This window comes from Streptomyces alboflavus, assembly GCF_000716675.1.
Taxonomy (GTDB): domain Bacteria; phylum Actinomycetota; class Actinomycetes; order Streptomycetales; family Streptomycetaceae; genus Streptomyces; species Streptomyces alboflavus.
Window position 1 is genome coordinate 1 of the sequence record NZ_JNXT01000068.1, and the last position, 17,593, is coordinate 17,593.

Consider the following 17,593-nt stretch of genomic DNA (forward strand, 5'->3'; position numbering starts at 1 on the left):
GGGCGGGGGAGGGTCGGCCCGGGGCGGCCCGGCCCCGGGTGCCCGGACGCCGGCGGAACCGGCGTCCCCGTACGGCGCCCCCGCCAGAATCGGTACGCTGGCCCGTATGTACGGCTACGACCAGCACGCGGGTGTCGGGCAGGGGTACGTCCCGCCGCAACAGCCGCCGCCGCAAGCGCAATCGCCCGGTGGTTACGGCCAGCAGCCGCCGCTGTATCCGGAGCCGTCGCCTCCGTCCCTCGCGGACGCGGTGCGCGCGTTCACCACGGGCTCGATGGCCGCCGAGGACTTCCAGCAGGTCTTCGCGACCTCGAAGGTGTACTGCCCGCGCGGCGACAACCCCGGCTTCCTCGCGCTGCACAACACCCAGCAGCCGGTCATCCCGATGTTCACGTCGCTGAAGGAGCTGCGCCGGTACGCCGGCAAGGACTCCAAGTACTTCGTGATCACCGGCGCGGAGGTCATCGACCTGCTGCCGACCGGCTACGGCTTCGTCCTCGACATGGAGGGCGAGCACCGCATGGTGTTCGACGCGAAGGCGGTCGAGCAGATGGTCGACTTCGCCATGCGCCGCATGTACGGATGACGGACGACAGGTACGGATGACGGACCACAGGTACGGATGACGTACCGCGGGCGCGGCCGCCGGTTTCGGCCATGGACCCCGCCATCAGTGATCACCGGAACGCCCGGAGGGAATGCCCTCCGGGCGTTCCGTGTTCCAGGTGGCAGAAAGTTCTACGTTCAACTAATCTGAGCGTACAAGGAGGTCCATCCATGCCTGCAGTGACCGTCGAGAATCCGCTGACCCTGCCCAGGGTGACCGTGCCGGGCGACGCCGTGGCGCGCCCCGTGCTCGCCGTGACGACCGCGCCGAGCGGCTTCGAGGGCGAGGGGTTCCCGGTGCGGCGTGCCTTCGCCGGGATCAACTACAAGTACCTCGACCCGTTCATCATGATGGACCAGATGGGCGAGGTGGAGTACGCCGCCGGGGAGCCCAAAGGCACGCCCTGGCACCCCCACCGCGGCTTCGAGACCGTGACGTACCTGATCGACGGCACCTTCGTGCACCAGGACTCCAACGGTGGCGGCGGCACCATCCGCAACGGCGACACCCAGTGGATGACCGCCGGGTCCGGGCTGCTCCACATCGAGGCGCCGCCCGAATCCCTCGTCATGTCCGGCGGCCTCTTCCACGGCCTCCAGCTGTGGGTGAACCTGCCCGCCAAGGACAAGATGATGGACCCCCGCTACCAGGACATCCGGGGCGGCCAGGTGCAGCTGTTGACCACCGGCGACGGCGGCGCGCTGCTGCGGGTCATCGCGGGTGAGCTGGACGGTCACGAGGGCCCGGGCATCACGCACACGCCGATCACGATGGTGCACGCGACCGTGCGGCCCGGCGCCGAGGTCACGCTGCCCTGGCGGGAGGACTTCAACGGCCTCGCGTACGTCCTCGCCGGACGCGGCACCGTCGGCGCGGAGCGGCGGCCCGTCGAGCTCGGGCAGACCGCCGTCTTCGGAGCGGGCGGCTCGCTGACCGTCCGGGCGGACGAGAAGCAGGACTCCCACACGCCCGACCTGGAGGTCGTGCTGCTCGGCGGGCAGCCCATCCGGGAGCCCATGGCGCACTACGGGCCGTTCGTGATGAACACCCGCGCGGAGCTGCAGCAGGCCTTCGAGGACTTCCAGAAGGGCCTGCTGGGGAAGGTCCCCGCCGTGCACGGCATGTGACCCTGCCGCACGGCGGGCGACGCGGGCGGCCACGGCAGGTGGTCCTCCCGCACGCCCAGGTGCCCGCACCGTCCGTACGGCCTACGCCCCGCTGCGTGGGCCGTACGGCCGTGTTCGGGTAGGAGCCGTGCACACCCTTCTGCCCGAGGCCGTGCGGCGCGTGGCCGCCTGGTGCGTGGTCATGCTGCTCGTCGCCGGTGTGGCCGGGGTCGGGGTGTGGCTGTGCACGGTGTTCAAGACGGCCGTCACGCCCGTGCTGCTCGCGCTCCTCGGGACGGCGCTGCTCGGGCCGCTGTACCGGCGGCTCGTGAAGATGCGCGTCCACCGCTCGCTGGCGGCCGGGCTGACCTGCGCCGCCGTGCTCGCGGTCGTCGGCGGGGCGACGTACATCGTCGTCGCGGCGCTCATCGACACCGGCGACCAGATCATCGCGTCCCTCAAGGAAGCCGCGTCCGACCTGTCGAAGCACTTCGGGGCGGCCGGCACCTCCCTCGACGACCTCGCGTCCAACTCCAAGGACCTGCTCGGGAAGTTCGGCGGCACCGCCGCGTCCGGGGTGGTGAGCGGGATCAGCGTGGTCGGCGAGATGATCGCGACCGCCGTGCTCGCGCTGCTGCTCGTGTTCTTCTTCCTGCGCGACTCGCACAAGACCGCGGGCGCGCTGCGCTCCCTGGTGCCCGCGTCCGCCGCCGACACCGTGGAGGCCATGGCGCGCCGCGCGTTCACGGCCGTCGAGGGCTTCATGCGCGGTACGACGTTCATCGCGCTCATCGACGCCGTGTGCATCACCGTCGGCCTGCTGATCCTGCGCGTGCCGGGCGCCGCCGGGCTCGGTGCCCTGGTGTTCGTCGGCGCCTACATCCCGTACCTGGGGGCGTTCCTCTCGGGCGCCGTCGCCGTCCTCGTCGCCCTCGCCGACCGCGGTCCCGTCATCGCGCTGTGGGCGCTCGGCGTGGTCCTCGCCGTGCAGGTCCTCGAAGGGCACGTGCTCCAGCCGATGATCCAGAGCCGGACCGTGCAGATGCATCCGGCGGTGGTGATGCTGGCGATCACCGCGGGGGCGTCCGTCGCCGGGATCATCGGGATGCTGCTCGCCGTACCGCTGACGGCCGCCGCCTTCGGCGTGCTCTCCGAGCTGCGCGCCCGCTACAGCGCGGCGTCCGGGTCCGCGCCGCCCAAGTCCCCGCCCGCCCCGGCCTCCGGGGCACCGCCGGGCGAGTCCCCCGAGCCTTCGTAGAGCTCGAACCAGATGCTCTTGCCCTCGCCCCGCGGATCCACCCCCCACTGGCCGGCGAGCAGCTCCATGAGCACGAGGCCGCGCCCGGACGAGGCGAGTTCGCCGGGGTGGCGCTTGTGCGGCAGGTCGTCGCTGCCGTCGGCGACCTCCACCCGGAGCCTGCGCGCCCGGACCTCGCCGGTGACCTCGGCGACCAGGAGCGCGTCGCCGTCGGTGTGCACGAGCACGTTGGTGATCATCTCGGAGACCAGCAGGACCGCCGAGTCGACCTGGTCGGCGTCCGACCAGTCGTGCAGCAGGTCCCGCAGGTGCTGGCGCGCGCCCGCGACGCGCTCCGGTTCGGCCTGGGCGATGGTCAGCATCGTGCGCCGGGTGTGGGCGCGCTGGTCGGGGCGGCCCGTGCGGCGGAGCAGCAGCACGGCGATGTCGTCCTCGCGGCGGTCGGCGAGGGGGCCCGTGGTGTGGTGCGAGGAGGGCCCGTGCACGGCCTGGACGAGGGTGTCGGCGAGCACTTCGAGGCTGTCGTCGCCGGTCGGCGGGGCCTCGTAGGCACCGAAGCCCTCGTGCCCCTCGGGCTCGACGGCGTCCCCCTCGGCGCCCGCCGCTCCAGTCCCGCCGGCCGCTCCGGCCCCGCCGGCCCCGTCGTCTTCGTACTGCTCAAGAATCCTGCGGATCCGCCTCCAGCCCGTCTCCAGGTCGTGGCCGCCCGTCTCGATCAGGCCGTCCGTGCAGATCAGCATGGTCTCGCCGGTGTCCAGGACGAGGCGGGTCGTCGGGTAGTCCGCGTCCGGGTCGATGCCGAGGGGGAGGCCGCCCGCGATGGGCCGCTGGAGGACCGTTCCGTCACTCATGCGTATGACGGGCTCGGGATGGCCCGCGCGGGCGATCTCCAGGACCCCGGTCGCCGGATCCGCCTCCACGTACAGGCAGGTCGCGAAGCGCGGGTCGGCCGCCGCGCCCCCGTGGTCGTCGCGGGTGTCCGTCGACCCGTAGGCGATGCCGTCCGTGATGCCGGACAGGAAGCGGGTGGCGCGGGACAGCACCGCGTCCGGGCGGTGCCCCTCGGAGGCGTACGCGCGCAGGGCGATGCGCAGCTGCCCCATCAGACCCGCCGCCCGCACGTCGTGGCCCTGCACGTCGCCGATGACGAAGGCGATGCGGCCGCTCGGCAGCGGGATCACGTCGTACCAGTCGCCGCCGACCTGAAGGCCCCCGCCCGTTGGTACGTAGCGCGCGGCGACGCTCATGCCGGGGATCTCCGGGCCGAGCACCGGCAGCATCGAGCGCTGCAGGCCCTCCGTCAGCTCCCGCTCGGACTCCGCGACCCCGGCCCGCGACAGGGCCTGCGCCAGCATGCGCGCGACCGTCGTCAGGACCGAGCGCTCGTCGGGCGTGAACGAGACGGGGTAGGTGAACGCCGCCATCCACGCGCCCATCGTGCGGCCCGCGACGATCAGCGGCAGGAACGCCCAGGACTGCCGCTCGAAGCGCGAGGCCAGCGGCCAGGCGGTCGGGTAGCGGCGCCGGTAGTCCGCGGGGGACGACAGATAGACCGCGCGGCCGGTGCGCAGGACCTCCGCGGCCGGGTAGTCGGTGTCCAGCGGCATCGAGGCGAGCGGGTCGTCGTGGCCGTAGCCGTGGTGGCCGTGGTGGCCGACGAGGGTGAGGCGGTCGGCCTTGGCGCCGAAGACGGCGAGCCCGTCCGGCGAGAAGCCCGGCATGGACAGGCCCGCGGCGACCCGCAGGACCTCCTTGGTGGACCGCGCCTCCGCGAGCGCGCGGCCCGCGTCGAGCAGGAACGCCTCGCGGGAGCGGCGCCAGTCACCGGTGACGGGCGAGCGGGCTGCCGATCCCGGGGACGGCTCGGAGACCTCCTGGAGGGTGCCGAGCAGCTCGTAGGTGCTGCCGCCCTCGTGGACGATCGGCTTCGTACGGCTGCGCACCGTGCGCAGGACGCGGCGGCCCTGCTCGTCCATGATCCGAAGGCGGGCCTCGGCGAGGGTGCCCTCGGCGACGGCGAGCTGCACGATGCCGTGGATCTCGTTCCAGTCGACGGGGTGGAAGCGGGAGCGCACACCCGCCTCGGTGGTGGTCTGGGCGTGCGGCGGGAGGCCGAGCAGCCGGGCCGCCTCGGCGTCGAGGGTGACGGTCCCGGTGGCGTTGTCCCAGCGCCACAGGCCGGTGGCGATGATCGAGAGCACGGCGCTCACGGGCGGGAGGGAGTCCCGGTCGGGAGGCAGGGAGGCGTCCCCCACCTGCTCGCGGGGCTCATCGGTGCGCATTGAATCACTGTAGGAACAGTTGTGCACCGCTCGCCACCTTGTGCCCGGCCGCCCGGGGCCGACAGGCAGGCGGGACACCGGGGGGCGCCCGAATACGGGGGGAAGTGATCTTCCACCGGACGGTAGCCTTGACAGCCAGCACCTTCTTTACGCCCGCCGGGGCAGGCCCCCGGCCGGGCACTCCCCGATCCCGAAAGACTGGATGAACGACGATGCATCGGTACAGGTCGCACACGTGCGGTGAGCTCCGGGCCTCTGACGTCGGCACCGACGTCCGGCTGAGCGGATGGCTGCACAATCGGCGCGACCTGGGCGGCATCCTCTTCATCGACATCCGTGATCACTACGGCATCACGCAGCTCGTCGCCCGCCCCGGCACCGCCGCGGCCGAGACCCTGGACAAGCTCTCCAAGGAGACGGTCGTCCGCGTCGACGGCAAGGTCGTCTCGCGCGGCGCCGAGAACGTGAACCCGGAGCTGCCCACCGGCGAGGTCGAGATCGAGGCCGCCGACGTCGAGGTGCTCGGCGCGGCCGCACCGCTGCCCTTCACGATCAACGCCGAGGACGGCGTGAACGAGGAGCGCCGCCTGGAGTACCGCTTCCTGGACCTGCGCCGCGAGCGCATGCACCGGAACATCATGCTGCGCAGCGCCGTGATCGCCTCGATCCGCTCGAAGATGGTGGCCCTCGGCTTCAACGAGATGGCGACCCCGATCCTCACCGCGACCTCCCCCGAGGGCGCGCGCGACTTCGTGGTCCCCTCCCGCCTGAACCCGGGCAAGTTCTACGCCCTGCCGCAGGCCCCGCAGCAGTTCAAGCAGCTCCTGATGATCTCCGGCTTCGACCGGTACTTCCAGATCGCGCCCTGCTTCCGCGACGAGGACGCCCGCGCGGACCGCTCGCCGGGCGAGTTCTACCAGCTCGACGTCGAGATGAGCTTCGTCGAGCAGGAGGACGTCTTCCAGCCGATCGAGAAGCTGATGACCGAGCTCTTCACCGAGTTCGGCGGCGGCCGCGAGGTGACGTCCCCCTTCCCGCGCATCCCGTTCCGCGAGTCGATGCTGAAGTACGGCAACGACAAGCCGGACCTGCGCGCCAAGCTCGAACTCGTCGACATCACGGACGTGTTCGCCGACTCGGAGTTCAAGGCGTTCGCGGGCAAGCACGTGCGCGCCCTGCCGGTGCCGGACACCGCGTCGCAGTCCCGCAAGTTCTTCGACGGCCTCGGTGAGTACGCGGTCGAGCACGGCGCGAAGGGCCTGGCCTGGGTGCGCGTCGCCGAGGACGGCTCGCTGACCGGACCGATCGCGAAGTTCCTGACCGAGGGCAACGTGGAGGAGCTGACCAAGCGCCTCTCCCTGGCCCCCGGCCACGCCGTCTTCTTCGGCGCGGGCGAGTTCGACGAGGTCTCGAAGATCATGAGCGCGGTGCGTGTCGAGGCCGCCAAGCGCGCCGGGCACTTCGAGGAGAACGTCTTCCGGTTCTGCTGGATCGTCGACTTCCCGATGTACGAGAAGGACGAGGACACCGGGAAGATCGACTTCTCCCACAACCCGTTCTCCATGCCCCAGGGCGGCATGAAGGACCTGGAGGAGAAGGACCCGCTCGACATCCTCGCCTGGCAGTACGACATCGTCTGCAACGGCATCGAGCTGTCCTCCGGCGCCATCCGGAACCATGAGCCCGAGGTCATGCTGAAGGCCTTCGAGATCGCGGGTTACGAGGCGGAGACCGTCGAGCAGGAGTTCGCGGGCATGCTGCGCGCCTTCCGCCTCGGCGCCCCGCCGCACGGCGGCATCGCCCCCGGCGTCGACCGCATCGTGATGCTGCTCGCCGACGAGCCGAACATCCGCGAGACGATCGCCTTCCCGCTCAACGGCAACGCCCAGGACCTGATGATGGGCGCCCCGACCGAGCTGGAGGAGTCCCGCCTCAAGGAGCTGAACATCTCCTTGCGCAAGCCGGTGGCCGCCGCCAAGGGCGAGGGTGCCGCCGCCAAGGGTGAGCAGGACGCCAAGTAGCCTTCGGCATACGGCTGTAGGGGCCCGGGACCGCTGACGCGGCTCCGGGCCCCTTCGCTGTTCGCGTCCGCGTGGTTTGAGTACGCGTACTCAGGAATCGTTGGCCACCGGCGGCGAGAGTGGGGAGCACGTCGAACGACTGGAGACCCCCATGCTCATGTCGCGCAGGATCAGCCGGCCCACCGCGGCATCCCGGCGCCGCAGCTTGTCCGCCGTCACCACCGCCCTCGTCGGCGGGGCCGCTCTCGTGGCCCTCACCGGCTGCTCCGCCCTGGAGTTCAAGGAGGACATCTGCTCGGGTGGCGAGTATCCGGTGATGACCGTGAACGGCACGGGCTCGGCGTGCGTCTCGGACGACGACAAGCCGCCGTCGGGCTATGTGCGCTACCCGGAGGGCAAGGTCCCGAAGCACGTCGACGACAAGTGGGACGTGTACTGGCGCACCCACACGCTCGACGAGCACGGGAAGATCATCGACGATCCTGACGCGCCCTGACGCGTCAGGCGCCACCGCTGACGCAGAACGGCTGCCCCGACGGGTCCAGGAGGACCGTCCAGTACTCCCCGCCGGGCTGGTGCGCGGGCTTGGTCGCGCCCAGGGCGACCAGGCGCTCCACCGCCGCCTCGACGTCCGGGAACGTCAGGTCCAGGTGGAAGGGGAGTTCGTCGGCGGGCCAGTTCGGGGCGCGGTAGTCGCGCGCCGTGTAGAAGACGAACGTCGTCGTGCCGTCGCCGACCAGGAACGCGGTGGGCACGCCCTCCTCGTTCGGGTACTCCTGGATCTTGTCGGGCCAGCCGAGCGCCGCCGCGTAGAACGTCGCGAGGGCGCGGCCGTCGTGGCCCCAGAAGGCGTACGAGGCGACCTTGGCCGTGGTGGCGGGTTCCGTAGCCATGATCACTCACCCTCCTGGCGCTGGTTGACGCCGATGACGTAGCCGTCGGGGTCGGTGAAGTACAGGATCTCGCGGCCCTCGACGGCGGTCTCCTTGATCACGTCGACCAGCGGCCTGATCCGCTCCACGTACGCGTCGAAGTCCTCGACGCCCAGGTAGAACATGCCGAACGCGCCCACCGGGGTGTCCTTGTGCACCGGCAGCCACTTCCGCAGGTGCTCGGCGCGGTGGACCATCAGCGCGAACCGGCCCTCGAACAGCAGGACGCGCAGGTCGTCGTCGGGGTCGTCGTTGCCGGGCAGCGCGGTGAAGCCGAGCTTCTCGTAGAACGCGACGGTCACGTCGGTGTCCGTGACGCCGAGGCAGGGGGCGATGACGGGGGAACTCATGGGGATCACCTCTCGGGGAAGGGGGTGAAGCGAGTGGTACATCTGTACTGTAAGCCAGGTCGGGCAAGGGTGCAATACGGACATATTTCGCATTCGATTTCGCCTGGTGAGGTGATCGGCGTTACGGTACGTACGTACTGATGAAGCTGTTCCGTGTGGTGAGGAGCCCCTATGGCTGTCGAAGGGCGTCGCCGCCGGGATCCGGCGCAGCGGATCGCGGAGATCGTCGCCGCCACCGAGCGGGTCATCGCCGAGCGCGGCATCGAGGGCCTGACGCACCGCGCGGTCGCCGCCGAGGCGGGTGTGCCACTGGGCGCGACGACGTACCACTTCGCCACCAAGGACGATCTGATCGCGGCCGCGCTGCGGCGCTCCGTCGACCGGTTCGGGGCGTATCTCGACGAGTGGGTGGCCCGCCGCCCGGGGCTCACGCCCGAGCAGTGTGCCGTGCTGCTCGCCGACGCCGTCCTTCCGCCCGCCGACGGGCCCGAACGCGACCAGCAGATGGTGGAGTTCGAGCTGTACGTCGCCGCCATGCGCCGCCCCGCCCTGCGGGAGATCGCCGAGCAGCACCACCGGCTTTCCGTGCGGGCCCTCGCGCACTACACCGACGCGGATACCGCCGAGGCGGCCGGTGTCGCGCTCATGGGGGTCAGCCTGCGGGCCCTGGCCGCGCCGGAGCCGCCCACCCGGGCGGAGGTCGAGCGGGTGCTGCGGCGCATTCTCGTGCCCAATGCCGCACTGGGTGCCGGTGGGGTGGAGCAGGGGCAGGAGCGGGAGCAGGGGCGGGAGTTGGCGTTGGAGCGGCGAGCCGAGGCAGAGGCCGGGCGGGCCGAGGCAGAGGTCGGGCGGGCCGAGGCGGAGGTCGGGCCGTGATCGCCCGGCGCCGCGCCGTCACCGACGCCGAGCGGCGGGCCCGGCTCGGCGTCCGGCACCTCCTCGCGCCCGGGACCCGCGCCGACCGGATCGAGGACGTCACCGACGCCCTGGTCGGCCTGCACGCCACCGACCCCGCGACGGTCTACCTCTCCGCCGCGGCCCGGCTCGCGGAGCCGTCCGTCGCGGAGGTGGAGCGGGGGCTCTACGACGACCTCACGGTGACGCGGATGCTGTGCATGCGGCGCACCATGTTCGTCGTGCCGACCCCGCTGGCGCCGCTCGTGCACGCCTCGACCGCGCGGGCCGTGGCGGCCAAGGAGCGCGCGGGCTCGCTGGCGTTCCTCGCGCAGATCGGCTGGGACGAGCGCCGGTACGCCGCCGCGGAGCGGGCCGCGCTCGCCGCGCTGGCCGCCCGTGGTGTCGCGGGCGCCGCCGAACTCGCCCGTGATGTACCGGAGTTGAGTGAGAAGGTGCTGGCGAGCCCCGGCAAGTCGTACGCCTCCTGGCAGACCGCGGGCTCCCGGATCCTGCGGGTCCTCGCGGCCGAGGGGCGGATCCGGCGGGCCCGGCCGCGCGGCAGCTGGACCTCCAGCCAGTTCCGGTGGACGACCGCGCCCGAGCACCCCGCCGACGGCGCCGACCCCGTCGCCGCCAAGGCCGCCCTGGCCCGCCGCTATCTGTACGCCTTCGGCCCGGCCACCGTGGACGACCTGAAGTGGTGGACCGGCTGGACGCTCACCGACGCCCGCAAGGCGCTCGCCGCGGTGGGCGCGCGGGACGTGGACCTGGACGACGGCGGCACCGGCTGTCTCGCGCCCGACGACGAGGCCCCCGTGCCCGCCGCCGAACCCTGGGTGGCCCTGCTCCCCGGCCTCGACCCCACGCCGATGGGCCGCCGCCACCGCGACTTCTACCTCGATCCGGCGCACGTCCCCGCCCTCTTCGACCGCAACGGCAACATCGGCCCGACCGTCTGGGCCGACGGCCGGATCGTCGGCGCCTGGGCCCAGCGCGCGGACGGCGAGGTGACGTACCGCCTCCTCACGGACGTGGGCGCGGAGGCGCGCGAGGCGGTGGCGGTGCGGGCCGGGGAACTGGCCGCGTGGCTCGGCCCGACGCGGGTGACACCGGCGTACCGGACGCCGCTGGAGCGGGAGTTGGCGGGCGGGAAGGGGTGAAGGTCCCGGCGGCGGGTTCCGGGGCGGGAAGGGGTGCGGTCGGCAGGCGCCCGCGGGCTGGGCTGGGCCGGGCTGGGCTGGGCTGGGCTGGGCCGGGTGGGGTGTGATCGGCTTGGTTGCGGGTTGCGGGTTGCGGGTTGCGGGTTGCGGGTTGCGGGTCGCAGGCGGCGGGCTGCGGGCGCGGGCTGCGGGCTGTGGGTGCGGGCTGCGGTCACTCGTCATGGTGGAGCCCGTAGCGCGCTCCTGGACGGTGCCCCGGGGACGGCAGTGGCGGGCCCGCCCGGTGATGTTGTCTCGGACAGCCCGGTCCCATTCCCGGGCCACTCCACTACTCTGACGATTCATCACGCACACAGTGCGTGCACGCGGGGCGCGCGCGACGGGTGCGCGCGCCGGACGGGCAGAACGGCGACACATCGGGGGGCCGGTGTCCGACGATCTGGGATTCGGCAAGCTGCTGGACGACGACGGCCTGGTCGCCCGGCTGCTCGGCAAGACCTGCAAGGGGCGCAACCGCCCGCTCCTGTACGGGCCCGACCTGCCGGTGGTGTTCCTGACCGGCGGCCCCGGCATGGGCAAGGGACGACTCCTGCGCTGCGTACGGGACGAGTTCGGGCGCCACATCCCCGCAGCCCACCTCGACTGCGCCGCACCCGTGCACGCCGAACGGGCCGCGCAGCACCCGAGCACCCGCTCCGAAGTCACCGAGACGCTGCGGGAGTTGGCCGTGCAGTTCGGCGCCTGGAGCGGGGACGGCGGAGCCATCGGGGTGCCGCGCCTGTACGCGGGCCTGGTGGCCGTCGCCGCCGGGGACCCGCTCGCGGGCCAGGCCGCAGGGCTCGACGAGGTGCGCAGGCACGACGACCTGCTGCCGAAGGGCTCGTTCTGGGGCGGTGTGCTGCACCGCGCGTTCCGCTCCTACCTCGCCGCGCTCGCGGCCCTCTTCGCCGCCCAACCGCTCGCCACCCCGCTCATCACCGCCATCCTCGACGAACTCTTCGAGCGGGTCTCCTCGGAGGGCAAGGCCACCCTGGAGGACTGCTACGGCGCCTACTCGGGCGCGGCCGGACACCCCCGGCTCGGACTGCACGCCCTGAGCGTCGACTTCCAGCAGGGCGGCGAGGGCCGCGCCAACGCCGAGAGCTTCCTGTTCCGGGCGCTGCGCGAGGACGTGGAGGCCGCGTACACCTCGGTACGGGGCCGGATGGCGCGGGCCGGGCGGCCCGCCGTGCTCCTCGACCACGCCGACAACGCCCTCGGCAGACGGCTGCTCCGGCCGGTCCTGCTCGACCGGGAGAGCGGGCACCACGACCGGGTGGTGGTGATCGCCACGGCCCGCCGCGCGGACGGCGGCCGCTTCCTCTACCGGTCGACGGACGCCGACGCGGGGGTGGTGACGTCCTGGGGTCCCGGTGACGGCGGGCTGCCCGTCTGGCAGCGCAGGCAGGGCGGTGTGCCGGGCCTGGTCGCGCCCGCGCGGGGCGCCCTGCTCGTGGGCATGCCGACGCTGACGACGGAGCAGCAGAACAACGAGGTGGCGCGGCTCCAGGGGCACGGGGGCCACTCCGGGGCGGCGGGGCACGGGGCCCGGTCCGGGACCTCGGGAGCCGCGGGCCACGGCCAGGGGCACCCCGGCCCCGCCGGGCACCAGCCCGGCGAGCACGCCTCCCGGCTGCGCGTGGAGAGCGGCATCCACCGCCTCAGCGGCGGTCGGCCCCGGTTCGTGACGCGCCTCGGCGAGGGCGCCGCGTCGCTGCGGGCGCCGGACCCGGCCGCGTTCACCGACTGGGACCTCCTGGACGCGCCGGTGCGCTCGCGGGCGGAGCCGGAGGGACGGCCTGTGCCGGTCGCCGACCTGCTCCTGGACGACCTGGTGACCCGGCAGCTCCCCGAGGAACTGCCGCCCGAGCAGCACGACCACTGGCTCGACCTGCTCAGCCATCTGTCGGTCGCCCACACCGGGGCGTGCGCGCAGCACCTGATGCAGGCCCGCCAGGAGGGCCGTGACGAGCGGCTGTCCGCGTACCGCATCACCGAACTCCTCGCCGACAGCGGCTGGCCGCAGTGCCCGCGCCACTTCATCGGCGACCGGGGGCTCCGGCATCTGCTGATGCGGCGGCTGTACCGGCTGCGCCCGGACGGCGCCGCCTGGCAGGAGGACCACGAGCTGCTGCGCGCCCACTTCGCGGCCCGCGCCGACACCGGTGCCGCCGACGACACCGATTCCGACGAGCCGTGTGGCACGGCGGGCGCGCACGCGGCGTACCACCACCTCGCCGCCGGGGGCGTCGAGGCGGCCGTCGACCATCTGACCGGGGCGTTCCCGCTGCGGGACCCCTCGCGCTCCATGGCGCGGTGGTGCGAGGAACTGCTCGCCGTCGCGGGCGCCCCGTGTGCGGCCCCGCTGTCCGGCGCCCCGGACGACCGGCACGCCCGCGCGCTCGGCGAGGCCCCGCCCGCCGGCGGTGACTGGCTGCGGCGCCGCGTCGACCGGCTGCTGCACGCGGTGTGGCTGTACGAGGACCGGACGCGCCCGGTCGACCAGGCGCTCACGGGCACGTGGCGGCCGTTGCTCGACCGGCTCGGCGAGGAGCCGGTGCCGGGCACGGAGGTGCTCACGCGCACGGCCGGGGAGTGGGCGCAACTGGCTCAGGAGAGACAGCCGTTGAAGCCGTGCGCGTGCACGCGGCACCTCGGCTAGCGCGACGTGCTCCGGCCGGGCCGACGCCCGGCCGGCGAAGGGCTCATCAGGAGGCGGCGACGGTGAACGGCGGGAGAGGGCGTACGCGGTGCTGAACTGGCTGTACAACCATCTGTGGGCCACCCCCCTGAAGAAGGCCGTGACCGTCCTGGTCGTCGTGGCCGTGGGGACGGCGGCGGGCATCCTCGTGCCGCGGAACGTCGGCGGCCCCGACACCTGCGCCGACGGCGTGGAGCGGCACGACGGCGAGTGCGTCGGCGTCAACGGCTCCGGCTACGACTTCGGCACCCCCGAGATCAGCAAGGTCAGCGACGCCATCGCCGAGGAGAACCGGCGCGTCGAGGACAAGCCGCACGTCACCGTCGCGATGATGCTGCCGCTCCAGCCGGAGTCCGCGGCCGAGCGCAGACAGCTCCGCAGCGACGTCCAGGGCGCCTACCTCGCGCAGTACCGCGCCAACCGCAGCGAGCAGAAGCCCCTGCTCCGCCTCGTCCTCGCCAACCCCGGCCGGAACTACGCCCAGCAGGAGCGGGTCGTCGACGACCTGGCCGAGCTCGCCGACTCCACGACCCACAACCTGCGCGCGGTCACCGGCTTCAACCTGAGCCTGCGCAACACCATCGACGCCGTCGACCGGCTCACCAACGAGCTGCGCATCCCCGTCCTGATCAGCCGCGCGAGCGCCGACGAACTCGCCAACCCCGAGGGCCGCGAGGCCAAGCCGCGCTTCAAGGGCCTGGCCCGGGTCATCCCCACCAACCGCCAACAGGCCCAGGCGCTCGCCGAGTTCCACCGCGGCCTGGAGGACCAGGACACCGTCCTGGTCAAGGACACCCGCCCCGACGACATCTACGTGGAGTCCCTCGCGCGGGCGTTCAGCACGGACGAGCCGGGGCCGCCCGGCGCCAAGGACCAGGAGTTCACGTCCCCGTCGATCAACGAAGCCGGGGCCACCGGCAACGACTTCTCCCTCATCGGCCACAACATCTGCCAGTCCCGCGCGCGCGTCGTCTACTTCGCCGGGCGCCCCGTCCACCTGCGTCTGTTCGCCCTCAAGCTGGCGGAGGTGCCGTGCGACGGGAAGCGGTACACGATCGTGAGCGGGTCGGGGGCGGCGACCCTCGACCGGTACATGAGCGAGGCCGACTGGAAGAAGCTCCAGGGCGACGCGAGCACGCGGCACGCCGCCGTCACCGTGCAGTACACCGCCCCCGCGCACCCCGGCGCGTGGGACAAGGAGCTGAGCGGGGAGCGGAAGCAGCCCGGGCATCTGGTGGAGCCGCAGCGGGAGTTGGCGGAGCTGCGGCAGCTCGTCTCGGGGCGGCGTGCCGGGGACATCGGGCCGGTCGAGCTGGACGACTCCCGCACCATGCTGGTGCACGACGGCTTCCGCACCATCGCGGCGGCGGTGTTCCTCGCGAACGCGCAAGTGCCGGGGGAGGTGCCGCCCCGCGAGCGCGTGTCCGCCCAGTGGTCCCGCCTGGAGTCCGCGCACCGGGTGGCCGGAACCAGCGGGTGGGTGTGCCTCACCAACGCGGGCAATCCCTACGACAAGCCGGTGGCCGTCGTCCAGCTGGATCCGCGAACGCGAAGGCTCGCGTTCGTGGGCCTTGGCTGGCCGGAGGGCCGGGTTCAGCCCAAGGACTGCGTGGTCCCCAGTGGGACCAAGTGATTCCTCTTACGCCGCCCTGGTCGGAGAGCCGTGACTCTCCGCCTCCGCCGTCGCCCACTCCGTCACCAGGCGTTGGTACTCCCGCCGCTGCTCGGTGCTCAGCCGCCCGCCGCAGCGCAGCCACAGCGCACGGATCTCCTCGTTCACCTCGTCGGCGGTGCGCGCCGACCGCCGGCTCTCGGAAGCGGGATTCGTGGCCATACTGTGAAGCGTACGTGCGCCGGAGTGAAGGCGAAGTGAGACCGATCACGAAGTGATCAACAGCTCACTGGGAGCGTATATATCCGGCCAGGGGTCGGGAGGTCGCCCGGCGGCCGTCCCTCGCCTCAACCCCGGCTTGAGACTTTGCGGCCTCCACATCGCCACCACCGTGCCGCTCGGCGCTCGAAGTCTCCGGAAGTCCTTCAACGAAACACTTGAAGCCATGACTGCCGCAGACACGGAACGGGCGACCGTTCCCCCAGCTGAACGCATCACACATCGGTGGACGCTGCTCGCGGTGAGCGCCGCGCAGCTCCTCGTCGTCCTGGACGGGACGATCGTGAACATCGCGCTGCCGTCCGCGCAGAGCGCCCTCGACATGTCGGACGCGAGCCGCCAGTGGGCCATCACGGCGTACGCCCTCGCGTTCGGCGGACTGCTCCTGATCGGTGGCCGGATCAGCGGGGCGCTCGGACACCGCCGTACGTTCGTCGTCGGCCTGGCCGGATTCGCCGCCGCGTCGGCGCTGGGCGGGGCGGCGGTGAATCCGGGGATGCTGTTCGGGGCCCGCGCGCTGCAAGGCGTGTTCGCGGCGCTGCTCGCGCCCGCGGGGCTCTCGCTCCTGACGATCACGTTCACGGAGCCGCGGGCCCGGGGCCGGGCGTTCGGCGTCTTCGCGGCCGTCGGGGCGGCGGGCTCGGCGGTGGGCCTGGTGGCGGGCGGACTGCTCACGGAGTACGCGAGTTGGCGCTGGTGCCTGTATGTGAACGTGCCGCTCGCGCTGCTCGCCGTGGTCGGGGCGACGTTCGTGCCGAGGGACAGGGCCGCGGGCGGCGGACGGCTCGACGTGCCGGGCGCGCTGCTCAGCGCCGGGGGCTTCGCGGCGGTGGTGTACGCGTTCAACGAGGCGGAGCCGCGCGGGTGGGGCTCGGGACGGGTGCTCGCGCTGCTCGCCGTCGGCGTGGTGCTCCTCGGGGCGTTCGTCGCCGTGGAACTGCGGGCGCCGCGGCCGCTGTTGCCGCTCGGGATCCTGGTGCACCGGGCGCGGGCGGGGGCGTTCCTCGCGATCACGCTGCTGTTCGTCGCGATGTTCGGCTTCTACCTCTTCATGAGCTACTACACCCAGACGGTGCTCGGCTACTCGCCGGTGGAGGCCGGTCTGACGTTGATCGTGAACGCGCTCGCGGCGCTGGTCGGGGCGACGTTCATCGCGGGCAAGCTGCACGGCAGGGCGCGGCCGGTGGTCCTCGTCGTACCGGGTCTGCTCGCGGCCGCCGCCGGGATGTTCCTGCTGACCCGGCTCACCCCGGACAGCGGGCACGTCTTCTGGCTGTACCTGGTCCCGGCGCTCACCCTCACCGGCCTCGGCCTCGGCTGTGTCCTGCCGCCGACGGCGAGCCTGGCGACGGCCGGGATGCGGGGCCACGACATCGGCGCCGCGTCGGCCGCGTACAACGCCTCGCAGCAGTTGGGGGCGGCCCTCGGCACGGCCCTGCTCAACACGGTCGCGTCCAGCGCGGCCGGGGCGTACCTGGCGGACCACCGGGGCGCGACCCCGACGGCGGCCTCGGTGCACGGCTACACCGGCGCACTGCTCGTCGGCTTCGGGATCCTGGCGGGCGCGGCGTGCGTGGCGTGGGCGCTGCTCGGGGTGCGGGGCCGGGATCACGCCGCCTCGGCCAGCTCGCACCAGACGAACTTGCCCTCGCCGCCCGGGAGGTGAGCGCCGCCCAGGTGATACCAGCCCCAGCCGTCGGCGCAGCCCTTGACCAGGGCGAGGCCGCGCCCCGCCTCCGCCAGGACCAGGTCCCTGGCCGGGGGCGCCGGGGGCTCGGGCGGGGTGGGGTCGGCGTCCCAGACCTCGATGCGGAGGATGCCGCAGGACCAGTGCAGGCGCAGGGCGGCGGGGCCCTTGGTGTGCGTCACGGCGTTGGCCACCAGCTCCGTCGCGACCAGTTCCGCCGAGTCGGCGAGGTGCGGGAGGCCGTGGGCGGCCAGGATCAGGCCGAGCGTATGACGACAGACAGTGACGGCGCGGAGGTCGTTGGGGATGTGGAGGGTGTACTGCCAGGGGGCCCGGGAGGGGGTGCGGGGGGACCAGGAGGAGGGGGCGGTGCGGGTTTCGTCGAAGTCGTCGCCGGGGTCGCAGCTCTCGTTCATGCGTAACTCCGTTGGTTCGTCGAGGAGTTGGAAGAGATCGACTCTCTCGGGGTGGTGGCGTGCCGGTGCCCGCTGTGGCGGGGCGACGCGGTGCACTTCCGGACCCGGGGTTGCTGGCGCTGGTCGCTGTGGGTGGTCGCTTCATCACTGAAGGTAGGGCAGTAATTTCTGCCACGGCAACACGTTCGCTAACCTGCCCCCCGAAAGAGGGGCGTCAACACGCCCTCGGGCGAACACTGTTGAGGG

Annotated in this window: 15 protein-coding genes; 10 read left to right on the forward strand and 5 right to left on the reverse strand. The window is 72.8% G+C overall.

What is annotated here, in order from left to right:
• Nucleotides 1–106 precede the first annotated feature (106 nt).
• The 3 genes from OO63_RS35340 (at nucleotide 107) to OO63_RS35350 (ending at nucleotide 2,971) form a co-directional block, all read left to right on the forward strand.
• Nucleotides 107–586 carry an SseB family protein gene (locus tag OO63_RS35340; RefSeq protein WP_030362335.1) on the forward strand — a complete coding sequence of 160 codons (480 nt, stop codon included), beginning with the start codon at nucleotides 107–109 and terminating at the stop codon, nucleotides 584–586.
• Between the two features lie 191 nt (nucleotides 587–777).
• On the forward strand, nucleotides 778–1,734 hold the full coding sequence (locus tag OO63_RS35345; protein ID WP_030362336.1) for a pirin family protein: 957 nt from the start codon (nucleotides 778–780) through the stop codon (nucleotides 1,732–1,734).
• A 181-nt stretch (nucleotides 1,735–1,915) separates the two neighbouring features.
• Entirely contained in the window at nucleotides 1,916–2,971 is a 1,056-nt protein-coding gene (locus OO63_RS35350) for an AI-2E family transporter (protein WP_078619568.1), read from the forward strand.
• Here the strand turns inward: OO63_RS35350 and OO63_RS35355 are convergent.
• A complete protein-coding gene (locus OO63_RS35355) occupies nucleotides 2,881–5,253 on the reverse strand; it encodes an ATP-binding SpoIIE family protein phosphatase (RefSeq protein WP_063750498.1) in 2,373 nt (790 codons plus the stop codon). The genes OO63_RS35350 and OO63_RS35355 overlap by 91 nt on opposite strands.
• 212 nt (nucleotides 5,254–5,465) lie before the next feature.
• On the opposite strand from OO63_RS35355, the gene aspS reads away from it, so the two are divergent.
• Nucleotides 5,466–7,274 (forward strand): aspartate--tRNA ligase, encoded by a 1,809-nt coding sequence (gene aspS / locus OO63_RS35360; protein WP_030362339.1) that lies wholly within the window; start codon nucleotides 5,466–5,468, stop codon nucleotides 7,272–7,274.
• A gap of 151 nt (nucleotides 7,275–7,425) precedes the next feature.
• Entirely contained in the window at nucleotides 7,426–7,770 is a 345-nt protein-coding gene (locus OO63_RS35365) for an SCO0607 family lipoprotein (protein ID WP_030362340.1), read from the forward strand.
• A 4-nt stretch (nucleotides 7,771–7,774) separates the two neighbouring features.
• Here the strand turns inward: OO63_RS35365 and OO63_RS35370 are convergent, their stop codons facing one another.
• Both OO63_RS35370 and OO63_RS35375 read right to left on the reverse strand, forming a co-directional pair.
• Entirely contained in the window at nucleotides 7,775–8,167 is a 393-nt protein-coding gene (locus OO63_RS35370; protein WP_030362341.1) for a VOC family protein, read from the reverse strand.
• 2 nt (nucleotides 8,168–8,169) lie between these two features.
• Nucleotides 8,170–8,556 (reverse strand): VOC family protein, encoded by a 387-nt coding sequence (locus tag OO63_RS35375; protein WP_030362342.1) that lies wholly within the window; start codon nucleotides 8,554–8,556, stop codon nucleotides 8,170–8,172.
• A 171-nt stretch (nucleotides 8,557–8,727) separates the two neighbouring features.
• Between OO63_RS35375 and OO63_RS35380 the strand changes: the two genes are divergently transcribed.
• From OO63_RS35380 to OO63_RS45100, 4 genes are all read left to right on the forward strand, one after another.
• Nucleotides 8,728–9,432, forward strand: a complete 705-nt coding sequence (locus OO63_RS35380; protein ID WP_267885490.1) for a TetR/AcrR family transcriptional regulator — start codon at nucleotides 8,728–8,730, stop codon at nucleotides 9,430–9,432.
• Nucleotides 9,429–10,613 carry a winged helix DNA-binding domain-containing protein gene (locus OO63_RS35385; protein WP_030362344.1) on the forward strand — a complete coding sequence of 395 codons (1,185 nt, stop codon included), beginning with the start codon at nucleotides 9,429–9,431 and terminating at the stop codon, nucleotides 10,611–10,613. Before OO63_RS35380 ends, OO63_RS35385 begins: the two co-directional genes overlap by 4 nt.
• A 427-nt stretch (nucleotides 10,614–11,040) precedes the next feature.
• Complete coding sequence (locus OO63_RS35390) at nucleotides 11,041–13,314, forward strand: P-loop NTPase family protein (RefSeq protein ID WP_030362345.1); 2,274 nt, start codon at nucleotides 11,041–11,043, stop codon at nucleotides 13,312–13,314.
• Between the two features lie 88 nt (nucleotides 13,315–13,402).
• On the forward strand, nucleotides 13,403–14,986 hold the full coding sequence (locus tag OO63_RS45100) for a type 1 periplasmic-binding domain-containing protein (protein ID WP_030362346.1): 1,584 nt from the start codon (nucleotides 13,403–13,405) through the stop codon (nucleotides 14,984–14,986).
• A 6-nt stretch (nucleotides 14,987–14,992) separates the two neighbouring features.
• Here the strand turns inward: OO63_RS45100 and OO63_RS35400 are convergent, their stop codons facing one another.
• Entirely contained in the window at nucleotides 14,993–15,187 is a 195-nt protein-coding gene (locus OO63_RS35400) for a hypothetical protein (RefSeq protein ID WP_030362347.1), read from the reverse strand.
• A 223-nt stretch (nucleotides 15,188–15,410) separates the two neighbouring features.
• On the opposite strand from OO63_RS35400, the gene OO63_RS35405 reads away from it, so the two are divergent.
• Nucleotides 15,411–16,910 (forward strand): MFS transporter, encoded by a 1,500-nt coding sequence (locus OO63_RS35405; protein WP_051811486.1) that lies wholly within the window; start codon nucleotides 15,411–15,413, stop codon nucleotides 16,908–16,910.
• Here the strand turns inward: OO63_RS35405 and OO63_RS35410 are convergent.
• Nucleotides 16,853–17,347: an ATP-binding protein gene (locus OO63_RS35410; protein ID WP_078619566.1), complete on the reverse strand. Its 495-nt coding sequence runs from the start codon at nucleotides 17,345–17,347 to the stop codon at nucleotides 16,853–16,855. The two genes, OO63_RS35405 and OO63_RS35410, sit on opposite strands and share 58 nt — an antisense overlap.
• Nucleotides 17,348–17,593 lie beyond the last annotated feature (246 nt).